This is a genomic window from Streptomyces sp. NPDC093510, from assembly GCF_040683555.1.
Classification (GTDB): domain Bacteria; phylum Actinomycetota; class Actinomycetes; order Streptomycetales; family Streptomycetaceae; genus Streptomyces.
The window spans coordinates 64,045-87,740 of record NZ_JBFBEE010000023.1; the positions used below are offsets into that span (position 1 = coordinate 64,045).

At 68.6% G+C, this 23,696-nt stretch carries 17 protein-coding genes; 1 reads left to right on the forward strand and 16 read right to left on the reverse strand.

The genetic code is table 11. From position 1 onward, the window contains the following. Positions 1 to 59 precede the first annotated feature (59 nt). From AB0N81_RS31385 to AB0N81_RS31435, 11 genes are all read right to left on the reverse strand, one after another. On the reverse strand, positions 60 to 1,310 hold the full coding sequence (locus AB0N81_RS31385; protein ID WP_365364261.1) for a serine hydrolase domain-containing protein: 1,251 nt from the start codon (positions 1,308 to 1,310) through the stop codon (positions 60 to 62). A gap of 236 nt (positions 1,311 to 1,546) precedes the next feature. Then, the gene (locus AB0N81_RS31390) at positions 1,547 to 2,089 is read right to left on the reverse strand and encodes a GNAT family N-acetyltransferase (protein ID WP_365364263.1); all 543 of its coding nucleotides are present in this window, start codon (positions 2,087 to 2,089) and stop codon (positions 1,547 to 1,549) included. A gap of 110 nt (positions 2,090 to 2,199) precedes the next feature. Then, on the reverse strand, positions 2,200 to 4,473 hold the full coding sequence (locus AB0N81_RS31395) for an MMPL family transporter (protein ID WP_365364373.1): 2,274 nt from the start codon (positions 4,471 to 4,473) through the stop codon (positions 2,200 to 2,202). A gap of 339 nt (positions 4,474 to 4,812) precedes the next feature. Beyond that, positions 4,813 to 5,667 carry a cytochrome d ubiquinol oxidase subunit II gene (locus tag AB0N81_RS31400; RefSeq protein WP_365364265.1) on the reverse strand — a complete coding sequence of 285 codons (855 nt, stop codon included), beginning with the start codon at positions 5,665 to 5,667 and terminating at the stop codon, positions 4,813 to 4,815. Between the two features lie 300 nt (positions 5,668 to 5,967). After that, on the reverse strand, positions 5,968 to 6,645 hold the full coding sequence (locus tag AB0N81_RS31405) for a response regulator transcription factor (protein ID WP_365364267.1): 678 nt from the start codon (positions 6,643 to 6,645) through the stop codon (positions 5,968 to 5,970). Then, on the reverse strand, positions 6,642 to 7,934 hold the full coding sequence (locus AB0N81_RS31410) for a histidine kinase (RefSeq protein ID WP_365364269.1): 1,293 nt from the start codon (positions 7,932 to 7,934) through the stop codon (positions 6,642 to 6,644). Before AB0N81_RS31410 ends, AB0N81_RS31405 begins: the two co-directional genes overlap by 4 nt. Before the next feature lie 171 nt (positions 7,935 to 8,105). Further along, positions 8,106 to 8,597, reverse strand: coding sequence for an NUDIX hydrolase (locus AB0N81_RS31415; RefSeq protein WP_365364271.1), 492 nt, complete (start codon positions 8,595 to 8,597; stop codon positions 8,106 to 8,108). A gap of 333 nt (positions 8,598 to 8,930) precedes the next feature. After that, on the reverse strand, positions 8,931 to 9,620 hold the full coding sequence (locus tag AB0N81_RS31420) for a hypothetical protein (protein ID WP_365364273.1): 690 nt from the start codon (positions 9,618 to 9,620) through the stop codon (positions 8,931 to 8,933). 188 nt (positions 9,621 to 9,808) lie between these two features. Further along, positions 9,809 to 10,180 (reverse strand): hypothetical protein, encoded by a 372-nt coding sequence (locus tag AB0N81_RS31425; protein ID WP_365364275.1) that lies wholly within the window; start codon positions 10,178 to 10,180, stop codon positions 9,809 to 9,811. Next, positions 10,167 to 11,855 (reverse strand): hypothetical protein, encoded by a 1,689-nt coding sequence (locus tag AB0N81_RS31430; RefSeq protein ID WP_365364277.1) that lies wholly within the window; start codon positions 11,853 to 11,855, stop codon positions 10,167 to 10,169. The genes AB0N81_RS31425 and AB0N81_RS31430 overlap by 14 nt, the downstream gene beginning before the upstream one ends. Before the next feature lie 120 nt (positions 11,856 to 11,975). Next, positions 11,976 to 13,406, reverse strand: a complete 1,431-nt coding sequence (locus tag AB0N81_RS31435; protein ID WP_365364279.1) for an endo-1,4-beta-xylanase — start codon at positions 13,404 to 13,406, stop codon at positions 11,976 to 11,978. Between the two features lie 537 nt (positions 13,407 to 13,943). Here AB0N81_RS31435 and AB0N81_RS31440 point away from each other — a divergent pair. Continuing rightward, positions 13,944 to 15,422 (forward strand): non-reducing end alpha-L-arabinofuranosidase family hydrolase, encoded by a 1,479-nt coding sequence (locus AB0N81_RS31440; protein WP_365364281.1) that lies wholly within the window; start codon positions 13,944 to 13,946, stop codon positions 15,420 to 15,422. Positions 15,423 to 15,657: 235 nt separating this feature from the next. On the opposite strand, the gene AB0N81_RS31445 is transcribed toward AB0N81_RS31440, so the two are convergent. From AB0N81_RS31445 to AB0N81_RS31465, 5 genes are all read right to left on the reverse strand, one after another. Next, positions 15,658 to 16,203: a hypothetical protein gene (locus tag AB0N81_RS31445; protein ID WP_365364283.1), complete on the reverse strand. Its 546-nt coding sequence runs from the start codon at positions 16,201 to 16,203 to the stop codon at positions 15,658 to 15,660. A gap of 241 nt (positions 16,204 to 16,444) precedes the next feature. Next, complete coding sequence (locus tag AB0N81_RS31450; RefSeq protein ID WP_365364285.1) at positions 16,445 to 19,621, reverse strand: amino acid adenylation domain-containing protein; 3,177 nt, start codon at positions 19,619 to 19,621, stop codon at positions 16,445 to 16,447. Between the two features lie 77 nt (positions 19,622 to 19,698). After that, positions 19,699 to 20,610, reverse strand: coding sequence for an NAD(P)-dependent oxidoreductase (locus AB0N81_RS31455; protein ID WP_365364375.1), 912 nt, complete (start codon positions 20,608 to 20,610; stop codon positions 19,699 to 19,701). Between the two features lie 2 nt (positions 20,611 to 20,612). Continuing rightward, complete coding sequence (locus tag AB0N81_RS31460; RefSeq protein ID WP_365364287.1) at positions 20,613 to 22,442, reverse strand: non-ribosomal peptide synthetase; 1,830 nt, start codon at positions 22,440 to 22,442, stop codon at positions 20,613 to 20,615. Further along, positions 22,439 to 23,644, reverse strand: coding sequence for an alanine--glyoxylate aminotransferase family protein (locus AB0N81_RS31465; protein ID WP_365364289.1), 1,206 nt, complete (start codon positions 23,642 to 23,644; stop codon positions 22,439 to 22,441). The genes AB0N81_RS31460 and AB0N81_RS31465 overlap by 4 nt, the downstream gene beginning before the upstream one ends. Between the last annotated feature and the right edge of the window lie 52 nt (positions 23,645 to 23,696).

The following is a 23,696-nucleotide window of genomic DNA, read 5'->3' on the forward strand; positions in this document are numbered from 1 at the left end:
TGAAGGCGTCGATGTCGGCCTCGTCGCCGCACGGGTGGGCCCGTCGAGCCCGGAACCCCTCAGCCGAGGACGGCCCGCATCTCCTGCTCGATGATCTCCTGGAACGGTATGTCGTCCTGATTGCCGAGGACGACGCCGACCCAGCCGGTGTCCGGATAGATGTTCCAGCTGGCGACAGTGCCGGGGTTGACGCCCGCGCGACCGTGCACCCAGCGGCCACCCACGAGGTTGACCGGCATCATGTACGCCGCGAACGACGCGTCGGCCGGGGCCGTCCGGCCGGCCAGGCCGCCTCCCTGCGGGGGCAGCGGGGCCTTGGCCCCGGTGAGCAGTTCGGCGTAGGGGCGGTCCAGTACGGTCCCGTCGCTCAGCGCGTGCGCGAACCGGACGAGGTCCGGCGCGGTCGCGAAGCCGCCGTCCCCCGGGGGATCGATGAAGCTGCGGCCCGGGTTCTTGCCCAGTTGGTACGGGTCCGGGCTGCCCTTGTCCAAGTTGCGGACGGCGTCCACCCGGCTGCCGTCGGCCTGCCGCATGTACGAGTGCGCGATGTGCTTGTCGGTGAGCCACTGCGGCCGGGTGTAGAACGCGGTGCCTGTCATGCCGCAACGCCGGAAGACGTGCTCCTCGACGTAGTCCCAGTAGGTCGTGCCGGTCACGGCCTCCACGATCAGCGCGGGGATGGCGACCTCGGCCCCGGCGTGGTCGGTGGGCGTACCGGGGGCGCTCACCGGTTTCGCCTGCCTCGCCCACCGCTCGTAGAACTCCCGCACCTCCTCCCGGCTCTGGAAGACGCGCTGCAGGTCCTCCTCCGGGGTGTTCAACCCGGAGGTGCCGGACAGCAGGTGATGGATCGTCACCTTGTCGGCGATCTCCTCGGCGAAACCGGACAGATGGGTGCCCACCGTGTCCGAAAGCCTCAACTTGCCACGCTGCGCCAGTTGCAGGATGGCCACGGCGCCGAACGGCTTCCCCGCGGAGGAGAGGTTGAACGCGACGCCCTCGTGGTTGCGGGCCCCCTGCTCCTCGTCGGCCATGCCGTAGCTGCGCGACAGCACGGTCCGCCCCCGGTGCGACAGCAGCACCACGCCGGAGAATCTGTCCTCGGCGGCCAGCTTCGCCACGTACCGGTCGTAGGCCCCGCCGGGCCGAGTGTCCGGCGGGGCGGCGGCGGAACCGACGGCGGGCGGGGCGGCGGCGCCGGTCCGGGCGCTCACCGGCCGAGCACCCGCCGCCACCACGCCGACGGCCGACAGCCCTCCCCACCCGAGCAGTTGACGCCGGTCGACACCACGTACGGAATCCGAGCCCATCCCCACGTTCCTTTCCTGGTCAACGGGCCAGTCGGTGACAGGTGCCGGCCCGTGCGACCACTGAACACGCAGGAGGGTTGTGGGAGCGTATGCGGTTTTCGATACGTCCGCGATATGCGCGGGTCTCTCGGATCGGCGCACGGCTCCACGGCGCCGTTGCCATCGCCGCGATCCGGCTCTGGCCCCGGCCTGGCTCCGGATCCGGCCTGGCTCCGGCTCCGCCCAGGACCGTTGCCTCAGACCAGAGGTGGTCGATCGATTCGGTAGACGTAGTGAGCACGGCCATCGACAGGGTTGTCCGGCACGAGGTCGCCCTCGGCGACACGACGCAGCCCGGCCTTTTCCAGGGCCCGCCAGGATGATCGGTTGGCCACCGGGACCGGCACCAGGACGCAAGGAGTATCGGGATGATCGTTCCAGGTCGCCCGGACGACCGACCGGATCATCCGTGGGCCGAGCCCGCGGCCGGTGTCCCGGGCCTCCCCGATCAGGTAGTCGATGGTCACGGTGCCGTCGGGCACTTCGATGAGGGCTGTGAGCTCTGCCAGGTACTCGGGGTAGTCCGACAGGCGGCAACGCTGCACGAGGCCGATCGGGCGGTCATCGAGGTAAGCCAGCAGATCCTCGGACGGCTCCTCTCCTTTGATGGCAGGACCGAAGTCTCGTGCCACCGCCTCCACAGAGGTCTCATGATTCCACCATCGGGCCACGTGCGGCTGCCGCAGCCAGTGCCCCAGTAACGGCAGATCGTGTTCGGCGAGGCGACGCAAGACAAGCATGGGGATGTCTCCGGTGGGCAGTGGTCGTCGCTGACAGTTTCCCTGATGCAGCAGAGGGCACCGGGAGGTGTTCCTCCCGGTGCCCTCTGCTGTTTGCGCTGGCGCCTGCGTCAGCGGCGCAGTCCCGCGTCCGCGTAGTCGCCCTGGCCCGGCGCTTCGGGGGCGCCCTGGCCGGACTCAGGACCGCGCTGCTCATGGCGCTCGATCCTCACCCGCGGCAGCAGCTTGGCCAGCGGCGCCGGGAGCCACCAGGCGTGGCGGCCGAGGAGCTGCATCACGGCAGGCACGATCAGGCACCTGATCAGCACCGCGTCCAGCAGGATGGCCACCGCCAGGCCCAGGCCGAACTGCTGCAGCATCCGGTCCGGGCTGAGGATGAAGGCCGCGAAGACCACGATCATGATGGCCGCGGCGGCCGTGATCACCTTGCCGGTGTGCGCCAGCCCCTCCCGTACAGCGTGCGAGGGATCCTTGGTGTGCTCCCACTCCTCGTGGATGCGGGAGAGCAGGAACACTTCGTAGTCCATGGAGAGACCGAAGACGATCGCGAAGATCATCACCGGTATGAACGCCTCGACCGGTCCCTGCTGAACCCCGAACCACCCCTCCTGGAAGACCAGCGTGACCGCGCCCAGCGAGGCCCCGATGCTCAGCAGGTTGAGCAGTGCCGCCTTCAGCGGGATCAGCACCGAGCGGAACACGGCCATCAGCAGCAATGCAGAGAGTCCGACCACGATGGCGACGAAGACCGGGACGCGGTCCTGCACCTTCCACGAGAAGTCCTCGGCCGCCGCCGTCGCACCGCCGACCAGGAACTGCGTGCCGGTCTCCTGCTCGACGCGCGGCAGGATGTCGTCCCGCAGCGAGCTGACCAGGTCGGAGGTCGCCTCGGCCTGCGGCGCGGAGGCCGGGTAGGCGATGAGCAGCGCCACCGAGGGGTCCTTCGTCGGGATGGCCGGTGAGACGGCCGCGATGCCGGTGGTGTCCTCGAGCGTCGTACGAAGCGTGCCCGCCGCGTCCTTGACCGGCTCGCCCTTCTCCTCGCCGTCCGCACCCGAACCACCGTTCGCATCCGAACCGCCGCCCGCATCCGAACCGCCGTCCGCGTCCGAACCGTCCGCGACGACGATCAACGGGCCGTTGAAGCCGGGCCCGAAGCCGTCCGCGAGCAGGTCGTACGCCTGACGGCTGGTGGTGGACTCCGCGTCGTTCCCGGCGTCCGCGAAACCGAGACGCATGTTCAGCGCGGGTGCGGCCAGCGCGCCCAGGGCCACCACGGCGACCAGCAGCGCCGCCCACGGATGCCGCTGCACGCCGCCGCCCCAGCGGCGCCAGGCCGTGCCCTCCTCCTTGCGGCCGCGGGCCGCCTGCCTGCGGGCCCGCTTGAGCACATTGCGCCGGATACGGCCGCCGAAGGCGCTCAGCAGCGCGGGGAGCAGCGTCAGCGAGGCGAGCATGGTGACCAGCACGGTCAGGGCCATCGCCAGGGCCACGCCCTGGAGCGAGCCGAGACCGAGCGCATACATGCCGAGCAGCGCGATGATGACCGTGCAACCCGCGAAGAAGACGGTACGGCCCGCCGCGTCCAGCGCAACGCGCGCGGCACGCTCCTGCCCGGGCCGGCTCGCGCGGTCGGCGTCCTTGCGGGCAGCCCGGCCGCTGCCCTCATCAGCACCGCCACCGCCTGCGAGGGAGCCGTCCCCGGCCGCCTCGACCAGCAGCTCCGTGCGGTACCGGGAGAAGATCAGCAGCGCGTAGTCGATGCCGACACCCAGCCCGACCAGCATCATCAGCGGCGGGGTGAAGTCCGCGAGCGTCACGAAGTGCGAGGCCATCACGATGAGCCCCATGGTGCTGCCCACCGCGAACAGCGCCGTGATCACCGGCAGTCCGGCCGCGACCACCGAGCCGAACAGGAACACCAGGATGATCAGCGCGCCGAGCATGCCCGCACCCTCGGCGGCGCCGCCCTCACCTTCCTCCGCGCTGCGGATGGCGTCGCCGCCCAGCTCGACCCGCAGCCCGTCGCCCTCGAAGTCCTGGGCCACGTCTATCAGTTCGACCCGGTCCTCCTTGGGCACCTCCTCGGCCAGGCCGTCCAGGGTGACGGTCGCGTAGCCGACGGTGCCGTCGCGGGAGACGGCGGACTTGTCGTCGTACGGGCTCACCACCGCGGTGACGCTGTCCTGTGCGGCGACCTTCTTCAGCATCGCTGCGACGCGCTTCTCGTGCGCTGCGGTCCGCAGGCCGTCCTCGTCCCGGACTACGATCTGAATGCTGTCGCCCGCCTGCGCGGCGCCCTTCTCCTCCATCGTCTGCTGCGCCTGGTGGGACTCGGTGCCGGGGAGGGAGAAGTCGTTGCGGTAGTCGTTGCCCACCACCATGGACAGCGCCTGTACGCCGATGAGCACCGCGGCCCACAGCAACAGCGCCCGCCACTTGTGACGGAAGGAGAAGGCGGCGATCCGCTCGAAGACCCCCGGCCCCGGCCTCGGCCCCTTCGGCCCTCCTCCGGCCGTGTCCCTGTGGGCCCGCGGCCCGGTCCGTGCGTTGCTCATGACGGCTCCTCCGTGTCTCTACGCATGTTCGTCTCGTCGTCCGCGTCGTCTTCATCGTCTTCGTCGTCTTCGTCGTCTTCGTCGTCTTCGTCGTCTTCGTCGTCTTCGTCGGCCAATCCGCGATCCGGATTTCCGAAGCTGTGAAGTCCTGTGCCAGGCGGGTCCCTACGGCGCACCACCGCCCGTCCCCTTCCGCGGGCCACCCCGTCGGCCGCCGCGGAAGGCCGAGCGGAAACCCGGGCGGAAACCCGGGCGGAGAGCGTCCGGAGAGGTGCGCCGGGCCCGCGTCTGCACGGCGGTCAACAGCGCCGCGACGGCCGTCAGCAGCGGCACGACCACCCAGGGCAGCCACGCCAGCCACGCCGGTGACCCGCCCACCGGCCCGTCCACCGCCGCGTCCCACAGCGGCAGTTGGCGGCCACAGACCAGCGGCAGCACCGCCATGGCCACGGCGGTCAGCGCGTACGACTCACGTGAGCCACCGCGCCCCGCCAGCAGCCGTGCCCGCTCGAAGGGCCTGCCGGTGAGCCGCAGGGCCCCGAAGCCCAGCCCATGCAGGGCGAACAGCAGGGCCACAGCGAGCGCCACGACGGCCACCGTCCCTACGGCGTTCGTACCGGTCGTTCCGCCGGTGAACAGCGCGGCCAGCAGCCAGACCCAGCCGAGCACTGTCAGCCAGCACCCGTACACCGACGCCTGGTTGGCACGCAGCAGACCCGCACGGCGCACGGCCAGGCCGAGCAGCAGCACGAGGAGTGCGGGCCAGCGCTCACGGAGCAACTCCCCTGCCATCTGCGGCAAGCAGGTCAGGAGCACCCCGGCCGCGGCGACCAGCCACGCGGCACCATCGCGTGCCGAGGCGGCCAGCACCTCCCGTCGTTCACGCGGGTCGCGGGCCAGCCAGGGCAGCAGCATGCCCAGGCCCAGCCGGGCCCCGGCGACGACGAAGTAGCCGGCGGTGAAGAAGCCGAGCAGCCCGATCGCGAGTGCTCCGACCACCGCGTCCACCGACGTGTCCACCGCCGTCACCCCCTTCTGCGATCCCGGCCCCTCGACCTGGGAACACAGTGCGGTGACGACTTGGTGCGCCGCGTCATCCCGGGGTAACGACCCGGCGTACCCCAGGAGTTGCGTCCGCCTGAGCCGCCGTACCACCGGAGTTGCGGCCACCTCCGGGGCGCTCATGGCATGCGGATGTCACAGCCCACCCCACGACACGCCCCGGGCATGGCGCACGGGGCCCGATCTCAAATGAACTTGAGGACGGTCGGGGAAGGTCGCCCGGCCGCCTCCAGGCAGAGCCGGAGGTCACGGCCGGCGTCAACGACCCGGCTGTCCCATCCAGCCTGGGGTGATCATGCCGGACTCGTAGGCCAGGACGACCAGTTGGGCGCGGTCGCGGACGCCGAGCTTCGTCATCACCCGGCTCACATGGGTCTTCGCCGTTGCCGGGCTCAGTACGAGCCGCTGGGCAATCTCGTCGTTGGTCAGCCCCGCACCCACCAGGCCCATCACCTCGCGTTCCCGCTGGGTGAGGCTGTTGAGCCGAGTGTCCGGCTCGGGGCGCTTGACGCGGCCCGCGAACTCCGCGATCAGGCGCCGCGTCACGGTCGGGGCGATCAGTGCGTCGCCGCGCGCGGCGACCCGTACGCCGTGCAGCAGTTCCATCGGTTCGGTGTCCTTGACCAGGAAGCCCGATGCGCCCGCGCGCAGCGCCCCGTACACGTGGTCGTCGACGTCAAAGGTGGTGAGGATGACCACCCGTACGCCCTCCAGCCGCTGGTCGCCGACGATCTCACCGGTGGCCTCGATGCCGTCCTTCTCCGGCATCCGGATGTCCATGAGGACGACGTCCGGCCGCAGTTCGCGGGCAAGGCGTACGGCCTCGACGCCGTTCGCGGCCTCACCGACGACCTCGATGTCGTCCTCGTCGTCGAGTATCGAGCGGAACCCGGCCCGCACGAGTCTCTGGTCATCGGCCAGCACAACCCTGATCATCTTCTGTCCTCCACCGGAATCCGTGCCTCCACCCGGAAGCCGGAGATGCCTCCGGTGCGGCCCGGGATGTTCTCCGCCGTCAGTTCGCCGCCGAGGGCCCGTGCCCGTTCGGCCATGCCGCCGAGGCCGCTGCCGCCGAGGCCCGTGGCACTGTGCCGGCCCGCGCCGTCGAGCACGTCGGGCATGCCCTTGCCGTTGTCCTCGATGCGTACGCGCACGCTCGTGGCACCGCTGCCACCACTGCCACCGCTGTCACCGCTGTCACCGCTGTCACCGCTGTCACCGCTGTCACCGGCGTCGGCGCCGTCGTGCTCCAGCCGTACCGTGACCACCGCCTCCGTCGCCTTCGCGTGCCGCACGATGTTCGTCAGCGACTCCTGCACGATCCGGTACGCCGCCAGCCCCACCTGGGGCGGCAGCCGTGGCACTTCCTCCGGTACCTCCATCACCGTACGCACCGAGAGTCCGGCCGTGGACGCCCGGTCCGCCAGTCCGGCGATCTCTGTCAGGCCGACGTCGGCGGGGACGGTCGGCGCCGCCTCGTCCACCTGCCGGAGCACGCCCAGCGTGGCCCGCAGTTCGCGCAGCGCCTCGCGGCTGGTGTCCCGGATGGCCTCCATCGCGGGCACCATCTCGGCCGCGCCGGCCTTGCCCTTGGCGTGCCGGTGCATGGCGGCGCTCGACTGCACGTTGATCAGCGAGATGTTGTGGCCGAGCACGTCATGCAGCTCGCGCGCGATCCGCAGCCGCTCCTCGATCACCGACTGCTGTGCCCGTACGTCGCGTTCGCGCTCCGCCGCCAGTGCCCGCTGCTCGACCTCGCGCAGATAGGCCAGCCTGATGCTGTACGCGTGACCCGCCGCGACCAGGCCGACGAACCAGCCGAGCAGCAGGAAGATCGAGGTGTCGTCCACGTGGCGGCCGTCCGATGAGCCGAGCTGCTCCGGAATGGCGATCATCAGCATGGTCGACACCGCGAGGGTGGCGGCGGCGAGCAGATAGCCCTCGGCCGCGACGGTGAACAGCGCGAAGGCGAAGGCCACCAGCAGCACCGGCACATCGCGTTCCGAGATCGGGAAGTAGGCCATGCTGCAGGCCAGCACGAACACCGCCACCCACACCGGCCGGCGCCGCCGCCAGCGGAGCGCGACGAAGCCCGCCAGCGTCAGCGCCCCGGACAGGACCGTGACGGTTGCGGAATCGCCGGACGAGCTTTCGAGCGCGAGGACCGCGACCGCGAGGACCGCGGCCACCACGCCGACCAGCACGGCTCGTGGAGACAGGGACATGCGGGGAAGCGTACGCAAGGTGATCGCGACCAACACCCCTCGCGTACGAGACCAGCACCCCTCACGTACGAGAGGATGCGGACGCTGCACCGGGGATGCGGACGCTGCGCCGGATCTGGATCCGTATGACGCCCCCTCTTGATGTGCTGCCCCCGCACGGCCTCCGACAGCTCAGGTGGCTGTAGCGGTTCCTGGACGCGGAGAGCGGGCGGCGGCACGGGCGTAGTCAGCAAGGATCGGCTTCTCGGGGGCAATGAGCGTCGTGGGGGGCCGATCAGGGGGAAAGAAACGCCAGTCGGTGTTCTCCCGGCCCTCCACCTGCGGCGTGCTGCCCTCGGGAAGGGGTGCCCGATAGACGACGGTGACGTTGTGGATTTCGTCGCCATTGGGGTATCGGTAGAACTGCTCCGCTCCGGAGTAGACCCCGAACAACTGCAACTCGCCGACACTGAGGCCCGTTTCCTCTCGCACCTCGCGTCGGCCTGTGTCCTCGAGGCGCTCGCCGGGTTCCATCAGTCCACCGGGCAGGCCCCATCCTCCGGTGTCTGCTCGCGCCAACAGCAGGACCCGTCCCTCTTCGTCGGTGAGCAGCACCGCGGCGCCGGGCAGGATCAGAGGCCGGTGTCCCACCAGGGCCCGCAGATCGCTCACGTAGTCGTGCATGGGTTGTCCGCCTTTCCTCACATTCCCGGGACGGTGTTCGGGTGCACTTCCCTCTCCACGGGTCGCCAAAGCCCCCTTCGAGAAAGGCGGTTCGGCGGGGCTGCGCCGGTCAGGTGCTGCTCCATCAGGTCGGCGCGACGGCCGTGGCGAGGAGTACCGGGCCACCGGCCGGCGGCGTGAGGACGGCCGATCCGTTCTCGGTTTTGTCATGGAGCAGGACGGAGTCGTGCCTGAGCTTCATCTGTGTTTCCACGAGGTGGAGTTGACCGACGGCGCGGTGACCCCCACCGTCAGATCGACGCGTCCCTGCGGTTCGCCGATCGCCTCGTCGATTCACTCACCCGGCGCGGGCACGAAATGATGCAGGGCGGTTCCTACCGTCGTTCCTTGATCAGGCCACTCTGCGGCGGGGCCGATGGCGAGAACGGCGTACTGGTGGCTGCCGCTGGTCAGGAACGCGACGTCCATGGCCATTCGGCGTTCCCCAAGAGAGCTACTGTCGTAGGCGTAGACCAGTTTGGCCGTGCCATCGTTCATCTGTTTCAGCTCGACCTCCTCATAGCCCGACACGTCCGCCCTGAGACCATCGGACGCCTGCTGCAACGCTTGGTAGGGAGTGAGCTCGAGGCCCGAGGGTGTGGAGATCTGCAGCATCCGACGCCGGTCCGGGGATGTGTAGTAGACCTGCACCCCGTCCTCGCTGCGTTTCCAGCCTTCCGGAACGGCGGTCGAGAACCCCTTGTCGTCCTGCACGAGTTCATATCCCACCGGCACCCGATCTCCCTCCGGCGCCTGATCCCCCTCCGGCGCCTGATCCCCCTCCGGCACCCGATCTCCCTCCGGCGCCTCTACGGAGGGCGTCAGCTCATCCGCAGGCGGCGGCGCCTCGGTCGCGGGGGCGGAGGCGCTCGCCGAGGCCCGGCCACCCGCCGCCTGGTCCCCGTCGCTGTCGTCCCCCCAGAGCAGCCGACCCCCGACCAGCCCCGCGACCAGCAGCACAGCCATCGCGACGACGGCCGGCACGCCGACACGCGAGCGGCGCGGCCGACTGCTCGGTGGCCCGTACCCGACGAAGTGCTCCGGAGCACTTCGGGGTCCCGCTTCGTCGGTGCTCCGCCCCGCGCTTGATGCTGCCGGAGCGGGGGCGACGCCCGGCTCCCATCGTTGCGTCTCGTCGTTCCAGTACGCATCTCCCCTGTTCTTGCTCACGGTCAGCCTCCCAGCAGTGCCCGTACCGATTCGGCAACCGCGGCTCCCGATGCCAGCACCCCGGTCACAGCGCTCGCGTCCGCCAGGGCCTGCCGGAGCCGCGTGAGACGGCCGGGCGCGGCCTCACCCGTTGCCACCATCTCGACTTCAGCGTCTGCCAGTTCGGCATTGAGCAGGGCAGTCTGCGGGGTCGTGACCGTACGGGCGAGATCGTCGCGCAACCGCCGCACGAGGCCGAGCAGTTCTGCCTGCGCCGGATCATTCATCGACCCGACGCCTTGGTTGTACGTCACGTGGTTGCGGTCGCCTATCGCGAAGGCCCCCTCCACGCTGCCGATATGGATATCCCTACGGTGCCCGTCAGGTGTTCGCATGGCCTCCCCCGGTCCGGCGCGTCGCGCTCGTGTGGGCAGTGTGAGTGTTACTGGTGACAGTGTTGTGGTCCCCGATGGCCACTCCATGCGCGTGCTCGATGTATTGCGCGCCTTCGGCCAAGTTGACGATCTTCTGCGCCAACTCGTCGGTCTGCCAGCCGGCTTCGGAGAGCGCCAGTTTCACCCCTCCGGTCACCCGGTCCTGGATGGACTTGAGGTACCGGCTGACGTCCATCTCCTGGAAGAGCGACGCTTCGTCGTCCGAGCCGAGTTCTCGTACCGACGCCCATGGACCGTCCGCGAGAGCCTTGGCGTGGCCACCGGACGCGATCTCCCACAGCGAACGGCAACCGTGCCACAGCGTCACCACGGCGCTCCCGGCCGAGGACGGTACCCTTCCCATCGCCCAGACCGCCCTCCCGAAGCGGTGGTTGTGCCGGTACTGGTGGGCCACTCTGTCGGCATACTGATAGAGCTGCTTGACCGGACGCAGCACATGCGGTGCGACCTCCAGCATCAGCATCCCGCCCTGCGTGTGGACGCGTACGAACACGGTCGTGACGATCTCCTCGTCCCAGCCGCCGACCCGGACCCGCAGGAAGTGCCGGCGGGTCTCGCCGCCCTCCTCGACCGAACGGAACCTGTGCTCCTCGAAGGCCTCAGCGGTGTACGGGGCACCGGACCGCTCCGGCAGCCCATCCACCGGCAGAAACACGACCTCCTCGACCTCCAGCTCCCGCAGGCGGTCGCGCACCGCGGCCGCGAGATACGGCGCTCCGTGCGGGGACGGTTCGCGCAGGGCTTCGAGGAGCGGGACGATGCGGCGCAGGATCGCGCCGTTGTCCATCGGCGTCGGTTCGGTGTTCTCCTGCGGACGCAACTCGATGGAGAAAGACCATGGTTTGTACGGCATGCCCGCGCCGCAGAAGGGGTCGACCGGTCGATACATCATCAGGGGTGCGTGCTGTTCCCAGCGGATGCGGCGGCTCAACCTTCGGAAACGGACGCCCTCCGCCTGCTCCGCCGGGTCGGAGTCGATATCGGGGAACCGGGATCTCGCCAGCTCACCGGTGAGCGCCTTGGCGAACTGACCGCGCTGCCCGGCCACGGCCCAGGCCATCAGGAGGGGCAGGGTGAAGGAGATCCATGCCTGTGTCCGCGTCACGTCGGGCAGCAGGGCCCAACTGCCCTTTCCCAGCCCGCTGGTGGTCAGCGACAGCAAGCCCAGAAGGGTCAGGAGGAAGAGGCCCCGCCCGGTCCAGCGCAGGTTCCACGCGACTGCACGGCGGACCCAGCCCGGCCGCTGTCCTGTCCCGCGAATCCAGCCCGCGAGAACGATCAGCGCGAAGGACAGCAGATAGTAGGCGACCACTCCCTCGGTGAGTGGTACGGCCACCACCCACAGGAACAGGATGGTGGCCGCCCAGGCCAGTTCGATACGCCGGGCGCGCAGGGCATGAGCGAGCACCCGGGCAGCGTCGATGCCGAACGACGGGGCCGCGAGGCGCTCCTCGTGGACGTACAGCTCGTCGATGACCGCTTCCCGGAATGCTCCGTCGAGGTACGTGCCGGCGCACAGCAGTCGCGTGGCCTCACTCGCCTCGGGCGTTCGCCTCGGGTCAGCAGGGTGCCTGTGAGGCGGGCGGGCCTGCCCCAAGCCGTACGTCTGTGTCATGGCGTCACCTGATGCACTGAACTGCCGTCAGCCGTCAGCCGGTTGAGACTGGCAGTAACTGCAGTCTAGGGGCAGGCGCTCCGCGCTTTCCTACGCCAATAGGACCGCCTCCGGCAGCGGTCAGGTGCGGGTCCAGCGTTGGTTGCTGCCGTTCGAGCAGGAGTAGAGCTGGATCAGGGTGCCGTTCGCGGTGCCGCCTGCGACGGCATCGAGGCAGAGGCCGGACTGGAGGCCGACGATGGATCCGTCGGAGTCGAGGCGCCATTTCTGGTTGTCGCCACCCCAGCAGCTGTGGATCTGGACCTTGGCGCCGTTGCCGGTGCCGGCGGCGTCCAGGCACTTGTTGCCGTACACCCTGAGCTCACCCGCGGCGGTGCGGGCCCACTGCTGGTTGGTGCCGCTGTGGCAGTCCCACAGCTGGAGCTGGGTGCCGTCGGTGGTGCCGGCGCCGGGCACATCCAGGCAGCGGCCCGAAGCGACGCCCTTGATCGGCTCGGAGTCCGAAGGGGGCGTAGAAGAGCCGTTGTTGAGTGCGTTGAGGACGGCGGTGTAGGCGGGCTTCTTGCTGCCGTCGCCGTTGAACAGCAGTGGCGTGTGCTCCGGTCGCCAGGAGTCGGTGTCGCGCACACCCCAGACGGTGATGCCGAGGCAGCGCGGGACGGCCAGGCAGTCGTTGGTCACGTCGGCGTAGGTCGCGGCCGGGGCTCCCTGGATGTCGAGTTCGGTGATGGCGACGTCGACGCCGAGAGCGGCGAAGTTCTGCAGGGTGGTGCGGAAGTTGCTGTTGTAGGGGCTGCCGCTGTTGAAGTGCGCCTGGAAGCCGACGCAGTCGATCGGCACGCCGCGCTGCTTGAAGTCCTTGACCATGGCGTACATGGCCTGGGTCTTGGCCCAGGTCCAGTTCTCGACGTTGTAGTCGTTGTAGCAGAGCTTGGCGGCCGGGTCGGCGGCGCGCGCGGCACGGAAGGCGACCTCGATCCAGTCGTTGCCGGTGCGCTGCAGGTTGGAGTCGCGCCGGGCTCCCGAACTGCCGTCGGCGAAGGCCTCGTTCACGACGTCCCACTGGGCGATCTTGCCCTTGTAGTGGGTCATCACGCCCTTGATGTGGTCGACCATCGCCTGGCGCAGCGTGCCGCCGCTGAGGTTCTGCATCCAGCCGGGCTGCTGGGAGTGCCAGGCCAGGGTGTGACCGCGCACCTGTTTGCCGTTCTGCACCGCCCAGTTGTAGACGCGGTCACCGGCGGTGAAGTTGAACTGGCCTCTCTGCGGTTCGGTGGCGTCTATCTTCATCTCGTTCTCGGCCGTCACCGAGTTGAACTCGCGGCCCGCGATCGACGTGTACGCCGAATCGCCCAGTCTGCCCGAGGCGATGGCGGTGCCGAAGTAGCGGCCGCTCTGCGCTGCCGCGGCGCCGAGTGTGCTCTCGGCGGCGTGTGCGGACGGCGGCGCGACAAGCGCGGCGGCCGCACCGAGGACGCCGATGATCAGCGCCAACAGCAGGCTGCGGATCTTCCGACGGGTATCGGGTCCGGGTAGGACATACAGGCCCATAGCTGTGCCTCCAAGGTGGAAATCACGGAAGGTCTGAAGAGCAGGGGGATGATCGGCAGGAACGGCACACCCGGCCGGCCGTCGGGTGACATGCGGATTCGTCGTGCGGCTGTACGCGGACCGCCGTGCGGCACAGATCGCTCAAGGCCGACCTGGTTCGACATCTCGAACTGTTGCCGGGTCCTCAGACAGGAATGATTGAGGCATTGACGGTGGATCGTCAATATGCACGCCCGAGCAAGTTCCGTTACTGGCCTGAAACTTATCGGCGTTCCGGCGAACCAGACGTCAACCTCCGGTTCCGCCTTCGGCGGGTGCCCGGGCCGGGACGCATCTACGGAGGCGGAAGGCGCTGTTTGTGGACAGATCGGCGATGGGCCTTGACCAGAAGGCTCCTCATTCCTAGCTTGTGGCGTCAAAGAATCCGGAAATCCTCCGAAACATTTTCGGAGAGGTCCCCGCCCCGCCGACCCGGCCGCTCCGCGGTCATCGGGGTCACCTCACCCCCCACACCACCACACCAAAGGAGGCCCCCTGATGTGGATCCGCCACCCGTCCCCGCTCCGTCTCAGACGCTTACTCGCCGCCCTCGCACCCTTGCTGCTCGTGGCAACCTTCCTCGGCGCTCAGCCCGCCGACGCGGCGACCGTGAAGGCGACCGTGGACCCCAACACCTCGTACGTGCTGGTCAACCGCAACAGCGGCAAGGCCCTGGATGTCCACAACATGGCGGCCGACGACGGCGCCCGCATCACCCAGTGGGCCCGGAACGACCAGAACCAGCAGCAGTGGCAGTTCGTCGATTCCGGGGGCGGTTACTACCGCGTCAAGTCCCGCCACTCGGGCAAGGTCCTCGACGTACACAACTGGTCGACGGCGAACGGCGGCTCGATCGTCCAGTGGGCCGACCTGAACGGAACCAATCAGCAGTGGCGGCTGGCCGACAGCTCCGATGGCCACGTGAGGCTCATCTCGCGGCACAGCAACAAGGCCCTCGAAGTGCAAGGCGCCTCCACCGCCGACAACGCGAATGTCGTCCAGTACGACGACTGGGGTGGCACCAACCAGCAGTGGAAGCTCGTCAAGGTCGGCGGCGACAACCCCGGCCCGTGCGATCTTCCATCGACGTACCGCTGGGCGTCAACGGGCGCGCTGGCGCAGCCCAAGCCCGGGTGGGCCTCGCTCAAGGACTTCACCGTCGTCCCCTACAACGGCAGGCAACTCGTCTACGCGACGACTCACGACACGGGCACGAGGTGGGGTTCGATGAACTTCAACCTGTTCACCAATTGGTCGGAGATGGCCTCGGCGGGCCAGAACACGATGTCGTCCTCCACCGTCGCGCCCACGCTCTTCTACTTCGCGCCGAAGAACATCTGGGTGCTCGCCTACCAGTGGGGCAGGACCGCCTTCTCCTACCGGACATCGAGCGACCCCACCAACCCCAACGGATGGTCGTCGGAGCAGGAGCTCTTCTCCGGGAGCATCGCCGACTCCGGTACGGGCCCCATCGACCAGACGCTCATCGCCGACGGGTCGAACATGTACCTGTTCTTCGCCGGTGACAACGGCAAGATCTACCGGGCCAGTATGCCGATCGGGAACTTCCCCGGAAGCTTCGGCACCACCTCGACAGTGATCATGAGCGATACGACGAACAATCTGTTCGAAGCCCCGCAGGTCTACAAGCTGCAGGGCCAGAACCGCTACCTCATGATCGTCGAGGCGATCGGCTCGCAGGGCCGCTACTTCCGCTCGTTCACGGCCACCAGCCTGAACGGCTCATGGACACCCCAGGCCGCGACCGAGAGCAATCCCTTCGCGGGCAAGGCCAACAGTGGCGCCACCTGGACCAACGACATCAGCCACGGCGAACTGATCCGCACCAGCCCTGATCAGACCATGACCGTCGATCCCTGCAACCTGCAGTTGCTGTACCAGGGCCGCAGCCCCAACTCCGGCGGCGACTACGGCCTCCTGCCCTACCGACCGGGCCTGCTGACACTGCGGCGCTGACGGCGTGACACGGCTCCGGCTCCTGCATGGAGCCGACGGGCCGGGCTCGGCGGAAGGCCGGGCCCGGCCCGCGTCGCGTGATCCACGCGACTTCAGACATGTACCACCAACAGACGAAGAACCTCCTGGTGTCGTACTCACCGAAGAAGCTCGGCTTCTTCTAGAGGCATGAGAAAAGGCGCCTGACCTAGGCTTTTACCCGTCAGGCGCCTTCCATGTGAACCAAAACCATGGCTTACCCCTCAGGAGCCGCCTCCCTGCTGGCGCGGTCCCACTCCCACATGGACTGCTCGATCAAGCAGTTGGCCTGCTCCCTCACGCCATCCAGGAACTTGGCGTAGTTCCGGAAGAGGACCTCAATGCTCTGGCCGGCGCGGCGAGCGCATGCGGCCGGATCCACACAGGAATATCGACGGGCAAAGAGTTTCGCTTCAGCCAGTCCAGGGCCTTCCGCCACTCCGGTGGCGAATGCGTCGGCCAGGGTGCGGCGGGTGTTTCCCGGTGTACGGTCCCTCCGTTGGTCGATGTATTCGTGGGCAAGGTCGTACCACGTCGTCCGCTGCTTGATAGCCCGCAGCTCAGACGCTGGCAGACCCGTGTGCTCGTCGAAAGGCTCGCCTTCGCGCGCCGCCGTCAGCAGCTTCGCATGCCGACTCCCGGCGAGCCCGATAGTCATGAATGACTCGGATTCTTCGCGTCCGTTGACCGTCCACCGGGCCATATACGGCTTGCGCCGGTCGGGGCGCTCGCGTATGTCCCAGGAACGGACGTTGTAACTCATCGCCACGTGTCAGTTCGCCGTTGGGCAGTTTGATCATGCGGGGAGCTTGTCCCGCTCGAGAGTGTCGCCGGTCGCCCTGATCTCATACAGTCTCACTCACGGTCGAGAGTCGGGACGGATGCGGACAAGTCACTCTAGCGAGGTCGCCCTGTTGGTCGGCTCCAGGAGTTGCGGGAGAGCTCTTTGAGAGCGACCGGCATGATCCCGCGCAGAACGTCGGTCGTACGCGCCGATGGCGCAGTCAGCCGACTGGTTGGTCGGCCCCCGCCGCCACGATCAGTCGGGCGGCGTTGGTGACTGAGGAGTCCACGAAGAACTCGGCAATCGGGACTTGCACCGTGAACACGCTCTTGAGGCGGGAAACGAGCCGCAGCGCGGCCAGAGAGTGGAAACCCAGTGCAAAGATGTCCGTCCGCAGGTCGATCGTCGGTACTTTGAGTACCTCACAGTAGACCTTCGCGATCTTGACTTCGAGCTCGCTGCCCTGCGCTTCCTCGGGGACGACACGCTCGCGGATCTGCAGCGCGAGCAAGGCTGCTTGGTCAACCTTGCCGTGCGAGGTGAGCGGGAACCGTTCAACTACTGAGAACTGAGCCGGAACCAGGTGTGGGGGAAGCTGGGTACGAACGTACGCCGCGACTGTTGCCTCGTCGGCGTACGCACCGATCAGGAACGCGATCAGCTCAAGCTCGGCCGCCGGATCGGCCTCGGTGCGCCGAGGCACGACCAGGCTGCGCGCCACGTCCGGATGGCCGTCGAGTACCGATTCGATCTCGGCGAGCTCGACCCGATGGCCGCGCAGTTTGAGCTGACGGTCCACGCGGCCGAGAAATTCGAGGTCACCTTCGGTAGTCCATCGGCCTTGGTCGCCGGTGCGATACATACGTGCGCCGGGCTCGGCCGCGAAGGGGTCCGCCAAGAAGCGCTCGGCGGTCTGCTCGGGCCGGTTGAGCAAGCCGTCACAGACGCCGGGGCCGGCCAGGTAGATCTCCCCTGGCACACCGCGTCCAACCGGTGCGAGCAAAGCGTCGAGCACGTAGACGGCGGCGTGCGGCATCGGTCGTCCGATCGGCAGCGCCTCGCGGTCGAAGTCAGCACCAGGCTGGTAGGTCGTGCTGGTCACCGCCGTTTCGGTGAGCCCATAGACATTAGTGAGCGGAATCCCGAAGTCCAACCAGCGCTGGTAGACCTCGATCGGCGCGCGTTCGCCGCCGACCAGCACTCGCCGCAAGGTTTGCGGAATGGGGACAACAGCCGGGTCGATCAGGCGCACTACTTCGATCCAGTAAGCGGTGGGGAGCTCACACATAGTGATCTCGCGCTCTCCGAGGAGGTGCAGCAGTTCCTCCGAGCTGGTCCGGCCGAGCACGCCATCGAAAAAGACGACGCAGCCACCGGCCAGCCAGGTGGGGAAGAGCTCCTCGACATGTACGTCGAAGGTCATCGCGGCGAGCTGCAGCATCCTGTCTTCCGGGCCCAGATCGAACGTGTCCACCGCGGCACGGGTGAACGCAGTCAGGTTGACATGGGTGACGAGGGTGCCCTTGGGCACTCCCGTCGAGCCTGAGGTGAACGGGACGTACGCGACCTGACGGCCTGTCACAGCGATGTCCTCGAGATCTTCACCGGACTGGGCCTCGATCGAGGAAACAACCGCCGGATCGTCGAGGGCGAGCACATGGTGGGCCTCGGCAAAGTCCTCGGCAAGGTCCACGACCGTGAGCACCAAGCGGGGCGCGGTCTCGGCGAGGACGTGGGCCGTGCGGCTGCCGGGCGCGTCCGGAGCCACAGGGACGTAGGCCCCGCCCGCCTTCAGCACGGCGAGCACGGCGGACGGCCAGGAGGAGCCATGGGGCAAGGCGAGCGCCACCCGCTCGCCCGTCCGGAGACCCAGCTGACGCAGATGCCGCGCGAGCCGGTTGGCCTGGCTGTTGAGCTGTGCGTAACTGACTGGAGTACCGTCTTCAAGCTCGATCGCCGGCGCATCCGGGCTCTGTCGGACCCGTCGCTCGAACAGCGCGTGCAGGGTGGCCGGCTCGTCCCCCGGCACGGGCCGACCGGCCAGCTCCCGACCGGTCAGCTCCCGATCGGGCTCGGCCTCGGTCGACGTGCGAAGCGCTCCCAGGGGGAACTCGGGATGGGCCGCGGCCTCACCGAGCAGCGCCAGGTAGCTCTCGGCCATGGCCTCGATGGTGCCCGGGTCGAACAGCGCACTGTCGTATTCGAACTGAAGGCTCAGCTCCCCCAGCGCGTCCACAGCGCCGAGACCGAGACGGAGCCGGGCCCCGCCATTGAACAACTCGTACAGCTCCGTCACCGCGCAGCCCGGCAGCGTGGCCTCGAACTCCGTGGACTGCTCGAAGGAGTACGCCGTCTGGAAGAGCGGGGTCTCATGCGAGGTGCGTTTGGAGTCGACCCGTTTGGCAAGCTCGGTGAAAGGCGCGTCTTGCGAGGAGAGCGCGTCGAAAGTACTCAGCTGGAGTTCGCGGACCAGCGAGGCGAAGGGCACGTCCGCGTCCAGCCGCAGTCGCAACGGCATGGTGTTGGCGAACAGCCCGATGAGCGACTGGTACTCGGGCCGGGTCCGGCCGGCCAGAGGCGTTCCGATCAGCAGGTCGTCCTGACGGGTGTAGCGGGCCAGCAGCACGCCCCAGACACCTCCGAGCATCGCGAACGGCGTGACTCCGAGCCGCTTGGCGCAGGCATAGGCATCAGCCCGGAGCTGCTTTGGCACCACTGTCGTGAACTCGCCCCCCCGGTACTCCCGGGACGCTCCTGCACTGTGATCGACCGGCAGCGCGAGGGTCGTCGACGCACCGGCCAGTGCCCGAGCCCACGCGTCGAGCGCGTCGCCGTACCCGCCGTCCTCGGTGAGGCGCCGCTGTTCGGCCGCGAAGTCGCGGTACTGCAGGGTGAGGTCAGGCAGATCGGGTTCATCGCCCGCGTGCCATGCGGTGTAGAGCGCGGCGAACTCGGTCCAGAACAGACGCAGCGACCAGCCGTCCGCAACGATGTGGTGCATGTTGAGGAAAAACGCGTAGGCGTCATCCTCAAGACGTAGCGCAGCAGCCCGCAGCAGCGGGCCGTGCACGAGGTCGAAGGGCTCGCGAGCGGCGGTCTCGACGAACACACGCCACTCGTCGGGCCGGGAGCGAAAGTCGAACACAGGCAGGGCGAAGGGCTGCGGCGGATCTGTGACGAGGTACAGCTCACCGTTTTCCTCGCCCACCCGGGAGCGCAGCACCTCATGCCGGCGCACGATCTCGGTCACGCAGCGCGCGGCGAGTTCCGTGTCCAACGCGCCACGCAGTCGGATCACCATGGGTATTCCGTAAACGCTGCGGCCCGGGGCGAGTTGTTCGGCAATCCAGATCTGCTCCTGCAGGAGGGAGACCCTCTCGGTCTGTCGGTTGCCCATGGGTGCTCCGGTCGGGTACGGGGCCTTCGGAGTAGTGGTTGACTCGGTCATCGTGATCCGCTCTTCCTGACAGTCGGCTAGTAACCGAGTTCCCGGTCGACCAGGCCGATCGGCTCGAGGCCGTTCGCCAGTCGACGAATGTTGCGCCGGACCAGGTCGACGAAGGGTCCGATTGCGTGGTCCAGATCGCCCGCGCAGTGCGCGGTGATCACACAGGTGGGAAGGGACCACAGCGGGTGCTCCGGAGGAAGCGGCTCGGGGTCGGTGACGTCCAGGCCGGCGCCGGCGATCCACCCGGAGGTCAGCGCACGAACGAGGTCATCTGTGATGACGAGCCCGCCGCGCGCCACGTTCACCAGGCACGCGTCCCGACGCATGGACCTGAGTCTGACGGCGTCGATCAGCCCGGCCGTGTCCGCGGTCAGCGGCGCCGCGAGGCAGACCACACGGGCCTCGGGCAGCCATTCGTCGAGGCGATCGGGCGTGCCGACCTCGGCGCCCGCCATCGGGGCGCCGCTGCGGCACACCACCTTGGGGCGGACCCTGAACGGGCGCAGCAGTGCGAGCAGTGCCCGGGCAACCCCGCCGCCGCCCACCACAAGGACCTCGGCGTTCGTCAGCCCGATGGCGGGGCGCGGCAGCCAGGCGCCGGCCTTCACGGAGGCAGTGCCCTGACGCAGCACGGTCAGCGCGAGCATGAGGGCGTGTTCAGCCACCAGCTCGGACTGGACGCCCACGGCCCGGCTCCAGCGGATCCGCTGATCCATGAGCGGCAGGTAGCTTTCGACGCCGGTGCTCGCCAGCTGAACCCAACGCACCGACGGCGCGCGCTCCAGCGCGGCCGCCAGCACCGAGGGCTCCTCGCCGGTCCAGATCAAGCCCTGAGCCCGGGCTGGCGGAGCCAGTTGAACGCCTGCATCATGCAGCGCTGGCATGAGATCGGCGGGCGCCGGCTGCGGAAGCACTGCCACTGGCAGGTCGGGAAGCATGGTCACCAGCCACTGCCCGGCTTACCCACCGCCGTGACGTCCGCCTTCACGTCGGCCAGCGCTGCCACTCCGCGTACCGAATACGCGTCGAAGACCTCGCGCGGACCGAGGCTGATGCCCAAGTGTTTGCGGATCCAGCTGATCAGCCGCAACATGAACAGCGAATCCCCACCCAGCTCAAGCAGGTTGTCGAGCACACCGATCTCGTCGAGTCCCAGGAGCTCCGCCGCGGCGGCGCCGATGCGCCGCTCGATCTCACCTGCCGGCGGCACGAACTCGGTGGGCAGGTCGGGCCGGCGCTTCGGCGGCTGCGGAAGCATCGCGTGGTCGATCTTGCGATGCGTGGTCAGCGGAAACTCGTCCAGCCGGATCAGGGCTGAGGGGATCAGATGGGTCGGCAGTTCGTCGGCGAGGAAGGAACGCAGCTCACCGACGCTCACCGTGTCCCGGTCAGCAGTCACGTAGCCGATCAGACGCTGCTCACCCGACGCGTCCCGACCAGTCGTGACCAGGGCTTGACGCACTGCTGGGTGCCGGTCGAGCGCAGCCTCGATCTCGCCCGGTTCGACGCGATAACCACGCACCTTGACTTGCTGGTCGCTGCGTCCGAGGAATTGCAGCCGACCGTCGGGAAGACGGCGTACCCGATCGCCGGTGCGGTACAACCTGGCCCCCGGTACCCCCGAGTAGCGGTCGGCGACGAACTTCTCCGCGGTGACGTCGGGCCTGCCCAGGTAACCGCGTGCCAGCGAGTCACCACCGATGAGCAGCTCGCCCTCGGTATCCGCGGGAACGAGTTCGAGCCGCTCGTCGACGACGAACATGCGGGTTCCGGCGATGGCATCGCCTATGGACAGCACTCCGTCCTTGGGTGTCTGTCCGGGCGGCACGCTCCAGTACGCCGCGGTCGCAGTGGTCTCGGTCGGCCCGTAGACGTGCACCAGCGGAAGGCGGAAGCGGTTCCACTGCTGGACGGCTTCGGGCATGGCGCGGTCTCCGCCCATGACGACCGTGCGCAGTGACGGGGGCAGTGCCCCGCCGGTGTCCACGAGGTGGTGGACCAGCAGGTGCCAGTGCGCGGTCTGCATCTCCAGCAGCGTGACGTCGTGCGCGGTGAGGAAGTCGAGCAGGGCCTCCACCGGGGAGAGCGCGACCCGGTCGGCCGGGAACACGCTTGTCCCGCCCTGCACCAGTGGGGGGAACAGCTCCTCGAGTGAGGCGGAGAACGCGGCGGCGGCCAGCATCAGGTAGCGATCACGCGGCCCCATGCCGAACTCGGCACTCGCGGCGGCTGCGAGATTCGCCAGGCCCAGATGGGTGATCATGACGCCTTTGGGCGCTCCGGTGGAACCCGAGGTGTAGATCACGCAGGCCAGATCGTCCGGCGCGGCTGCGGGGGCGCCCGGACGGGGAGCCGAGCGCCCTCGGTCCGGCGCAAGCGTCGTGACGGGCAAGCTGGTCGGCCCCTCATGCGCTCCGTCCACGATGAGAATCTTGATACCGGAGTCCCCCGCGAGGAAACTCTTGCGCTGGTCGGGGTAGTCCGGGTCGATCGGCACGTAGGCCGCTCTCGCACGCAGCACGCCGAGAATCGCGACAAGCAGGTCGACGGAGTGACGCATCATGACGCCGACGCGATCGCCGGGAAGCACTCCCGCCTCCGCCAGGCGCGCCGCCATGTGCTCGGCTTCGGCGGCGAGTTCGGCGTAGGTCAGCGCCCGCTGTGCATCCTCGGTGGCGGGGGCGTGCGGCGTCACCCTCGAGTGCTGCTCGAGCAGGCTCGGGATGAGCTTCGGCGCGTCGTTGCGCGCTGATCGAACGTCGGCGTTCACGCAGCAGACTCCTCAGGGTTGGACGACATCGACGTCAAGGGGCCTGCGGCGGCGTCCACCTGCTCTGCCATCAGCTTCACAACGGGTGTGACGCCACTGCCCGGCAGCACCGGGACGCCGAGGGCTGCGAACCCGGTCTCGAGTGCGGCCAGCGCGGTGACCAGGTCGAGCGGGTCGACGTGGCCGCAGTGACCGATCCGCACGACTTGGTCGGCCAGTTCTCCGTTGCCGGTGGTCAGCTGGACGCCTGTGTGCTCGACCACCGCATCGACGAGAGATTGCGCGCCCACTCCGGGTGGTGTGAACGCGGCCGTCACGATGCCGTTGCGCGCCGCTTCTGGGGTCAGCAGCCGGAGTCCGAGGCCGCGCAAGCCCGCTCTGGCCATCCGGCCGAGCTCCGCATGCCGCCGGTGGCGCTGCTCCATGCCTTCAGCGAGTACCTGTTCGAGCGCCGCGGACAACTGGAGCAGCACGCCGACCGCCGGCGTCCAGGGGGTGCGCGGGATGGAGTGGTTCAGGCTGTCACGCGTGATCGTCCAGTCGAAGTAGTACCGCATATGCCTGGCCTCGGCGTGCCGGCGCCAGGCGCGCTCACTGACCGAGACGAAAGAGACCCCTGGCGGCGCCATCAGCGCCTTCTGAGTCCCGCTGACCACGACGTCCAACCCCCACGCGTCGGCCTGCATTTCGCAGCCGCCGGCCCCGGAGGCCGAGTCCACTATCGTCAGCACGTTGCGAGTCGCTCGCCCGAAGGCCTCAAGGTCGGTGACGACGCCTGTGGAGGTCTCGCAGTGCACGACGATCGCCGCGACGATCTGCGAGTCGGCCTCCAGACAGGCTTCGACAACGGCAGGGTCCGGTTCGCAACCCGGTGCGACGTCGAGCACGACGGTCTCGAGGCCGTAAGCGCGGCACAGCTCCACCCAGCGCCTGCCAAAGGCACCGTTGTCCACCACGAGTACCTTCTCCCCTGGACTGAAGAGGTTTTGCACCGCACTCTCGAACGCACCGGTGGTGCTTGACGTGAAGACCAGCACGTCCCCCGCGGTACCGAGCACATGCCTGAGCCCGTCGATGATGCGTGTGAATATGCGTGCGAAGTCCACGGTGCGCTCGTCGACCATGGGATGCGTCGCCGCCGCGATGACCGCGGGCGGCAGCGGGGTCGGACCGGGTATGGCCAATCTGTCCTTGTAGATCATCTTCCTGATTCCTTCGTGCCGCGGTGGTCCGGCTTCGTCAAAGGCTCGTCCG

Coding starts and splice junctions, on each gene's coding strand:
- AB0N81_RS31385 (WP_365364261.1), bottom strand. CDS start 1,310: ATGGGCTCGGATTCCGTACGTGGTGTCGACCGGCGTCAACTGCTCGGG.
- AB0N81_RS31390 (WP_365364263.1), bottom strand. CDS start 2,089: ATGCTTGTCTTGCGTCGCCTCGCCGAACACGATCTGCCGTTACTGGGG.
- AB0N81_RS31395 (WP_365364373.1), bottom strand. CDS start 4,473: ATGGTGGTGGGCAACGACTACCGCAACGACTTCTCCCTCCCCGGCACC.
- AB0N81_RS31405 (WP_365364267.1), bottom strand. CDS start 6,645: ATGATCAGGGTTGTGCTGGCCGATGACCAGAGACTCGTGCGGGCCGGG.
- AB0N81_RS31410 (WP_365364269.1), bottom strand. CDS start 7,934: ATGTCCCTGTCTCCACGAGCCGTGCTGGTCGGCGTGGTGGCCGCGGTC.
- AB0N81_RS31415 (WP_365364271.1), bottom strand. CDS start 8,597: ATGCACGACTACGTGAGCGATCTGCGGGCCCTGGTGGGACACCGGCCT.
- AB0N81_RS31425 (WP_365364275.1), bottom strand. CDS start 10,180: ATGCGAACACCTGACGGGCACCGTAGGGATATCCATATCGGCAGCGTG.
- AB0N81_RS31430 (WP_365364277.1), bottom strand. CDS start 11,855: ATGACACAGACGTACGGCTTGGGGCAGGCCCGCCCGCCTCACAGGCAC.
- AB0N81_RS31435 (WP_365364279.1), bottom strand. CDS start 13,406: ATGGGCCTGTATGTCCTACCCGGACCCGATACCCGTCGGAAGATCCGC.
- AB0N81_RS31440 (WP_365364281.1), top strand. CDS start 13,944: ATGTGGATCCGCCACCCGTCCCCGCTCCGTCTCAGACGCTTACTCGCC.
- AB0N81_RS31445 (WP_365364283.1), bottom strand. CDS start 16,203: ATGAGTTACAACGTCCGTTCCTGGGACATACGCGAGCGCCCCGACCGG.
- AB0N81_RS31450 (WP_365364285.1), bottom strand. CDS start 19,621: ATGGGCAACCGACAGACCGAGAGGGTCTCCCTCCTGCAGGAGCAGATC.
- AB0N81_RS31455 (WP_365364375.1), bottom strand. CDS start 20,610: ATGCTTCCCGACCTGCCAGTGGCAGTGCTTCCGCAGCCGGCGCCCGCC.
- AB0N81_RS31465 (WP_365364289.1), bottom strand. CDS start 23,644: ATGATCTACAAGGACAGATTGGCCATACCCGGTCCGACCCCGCTGCCG.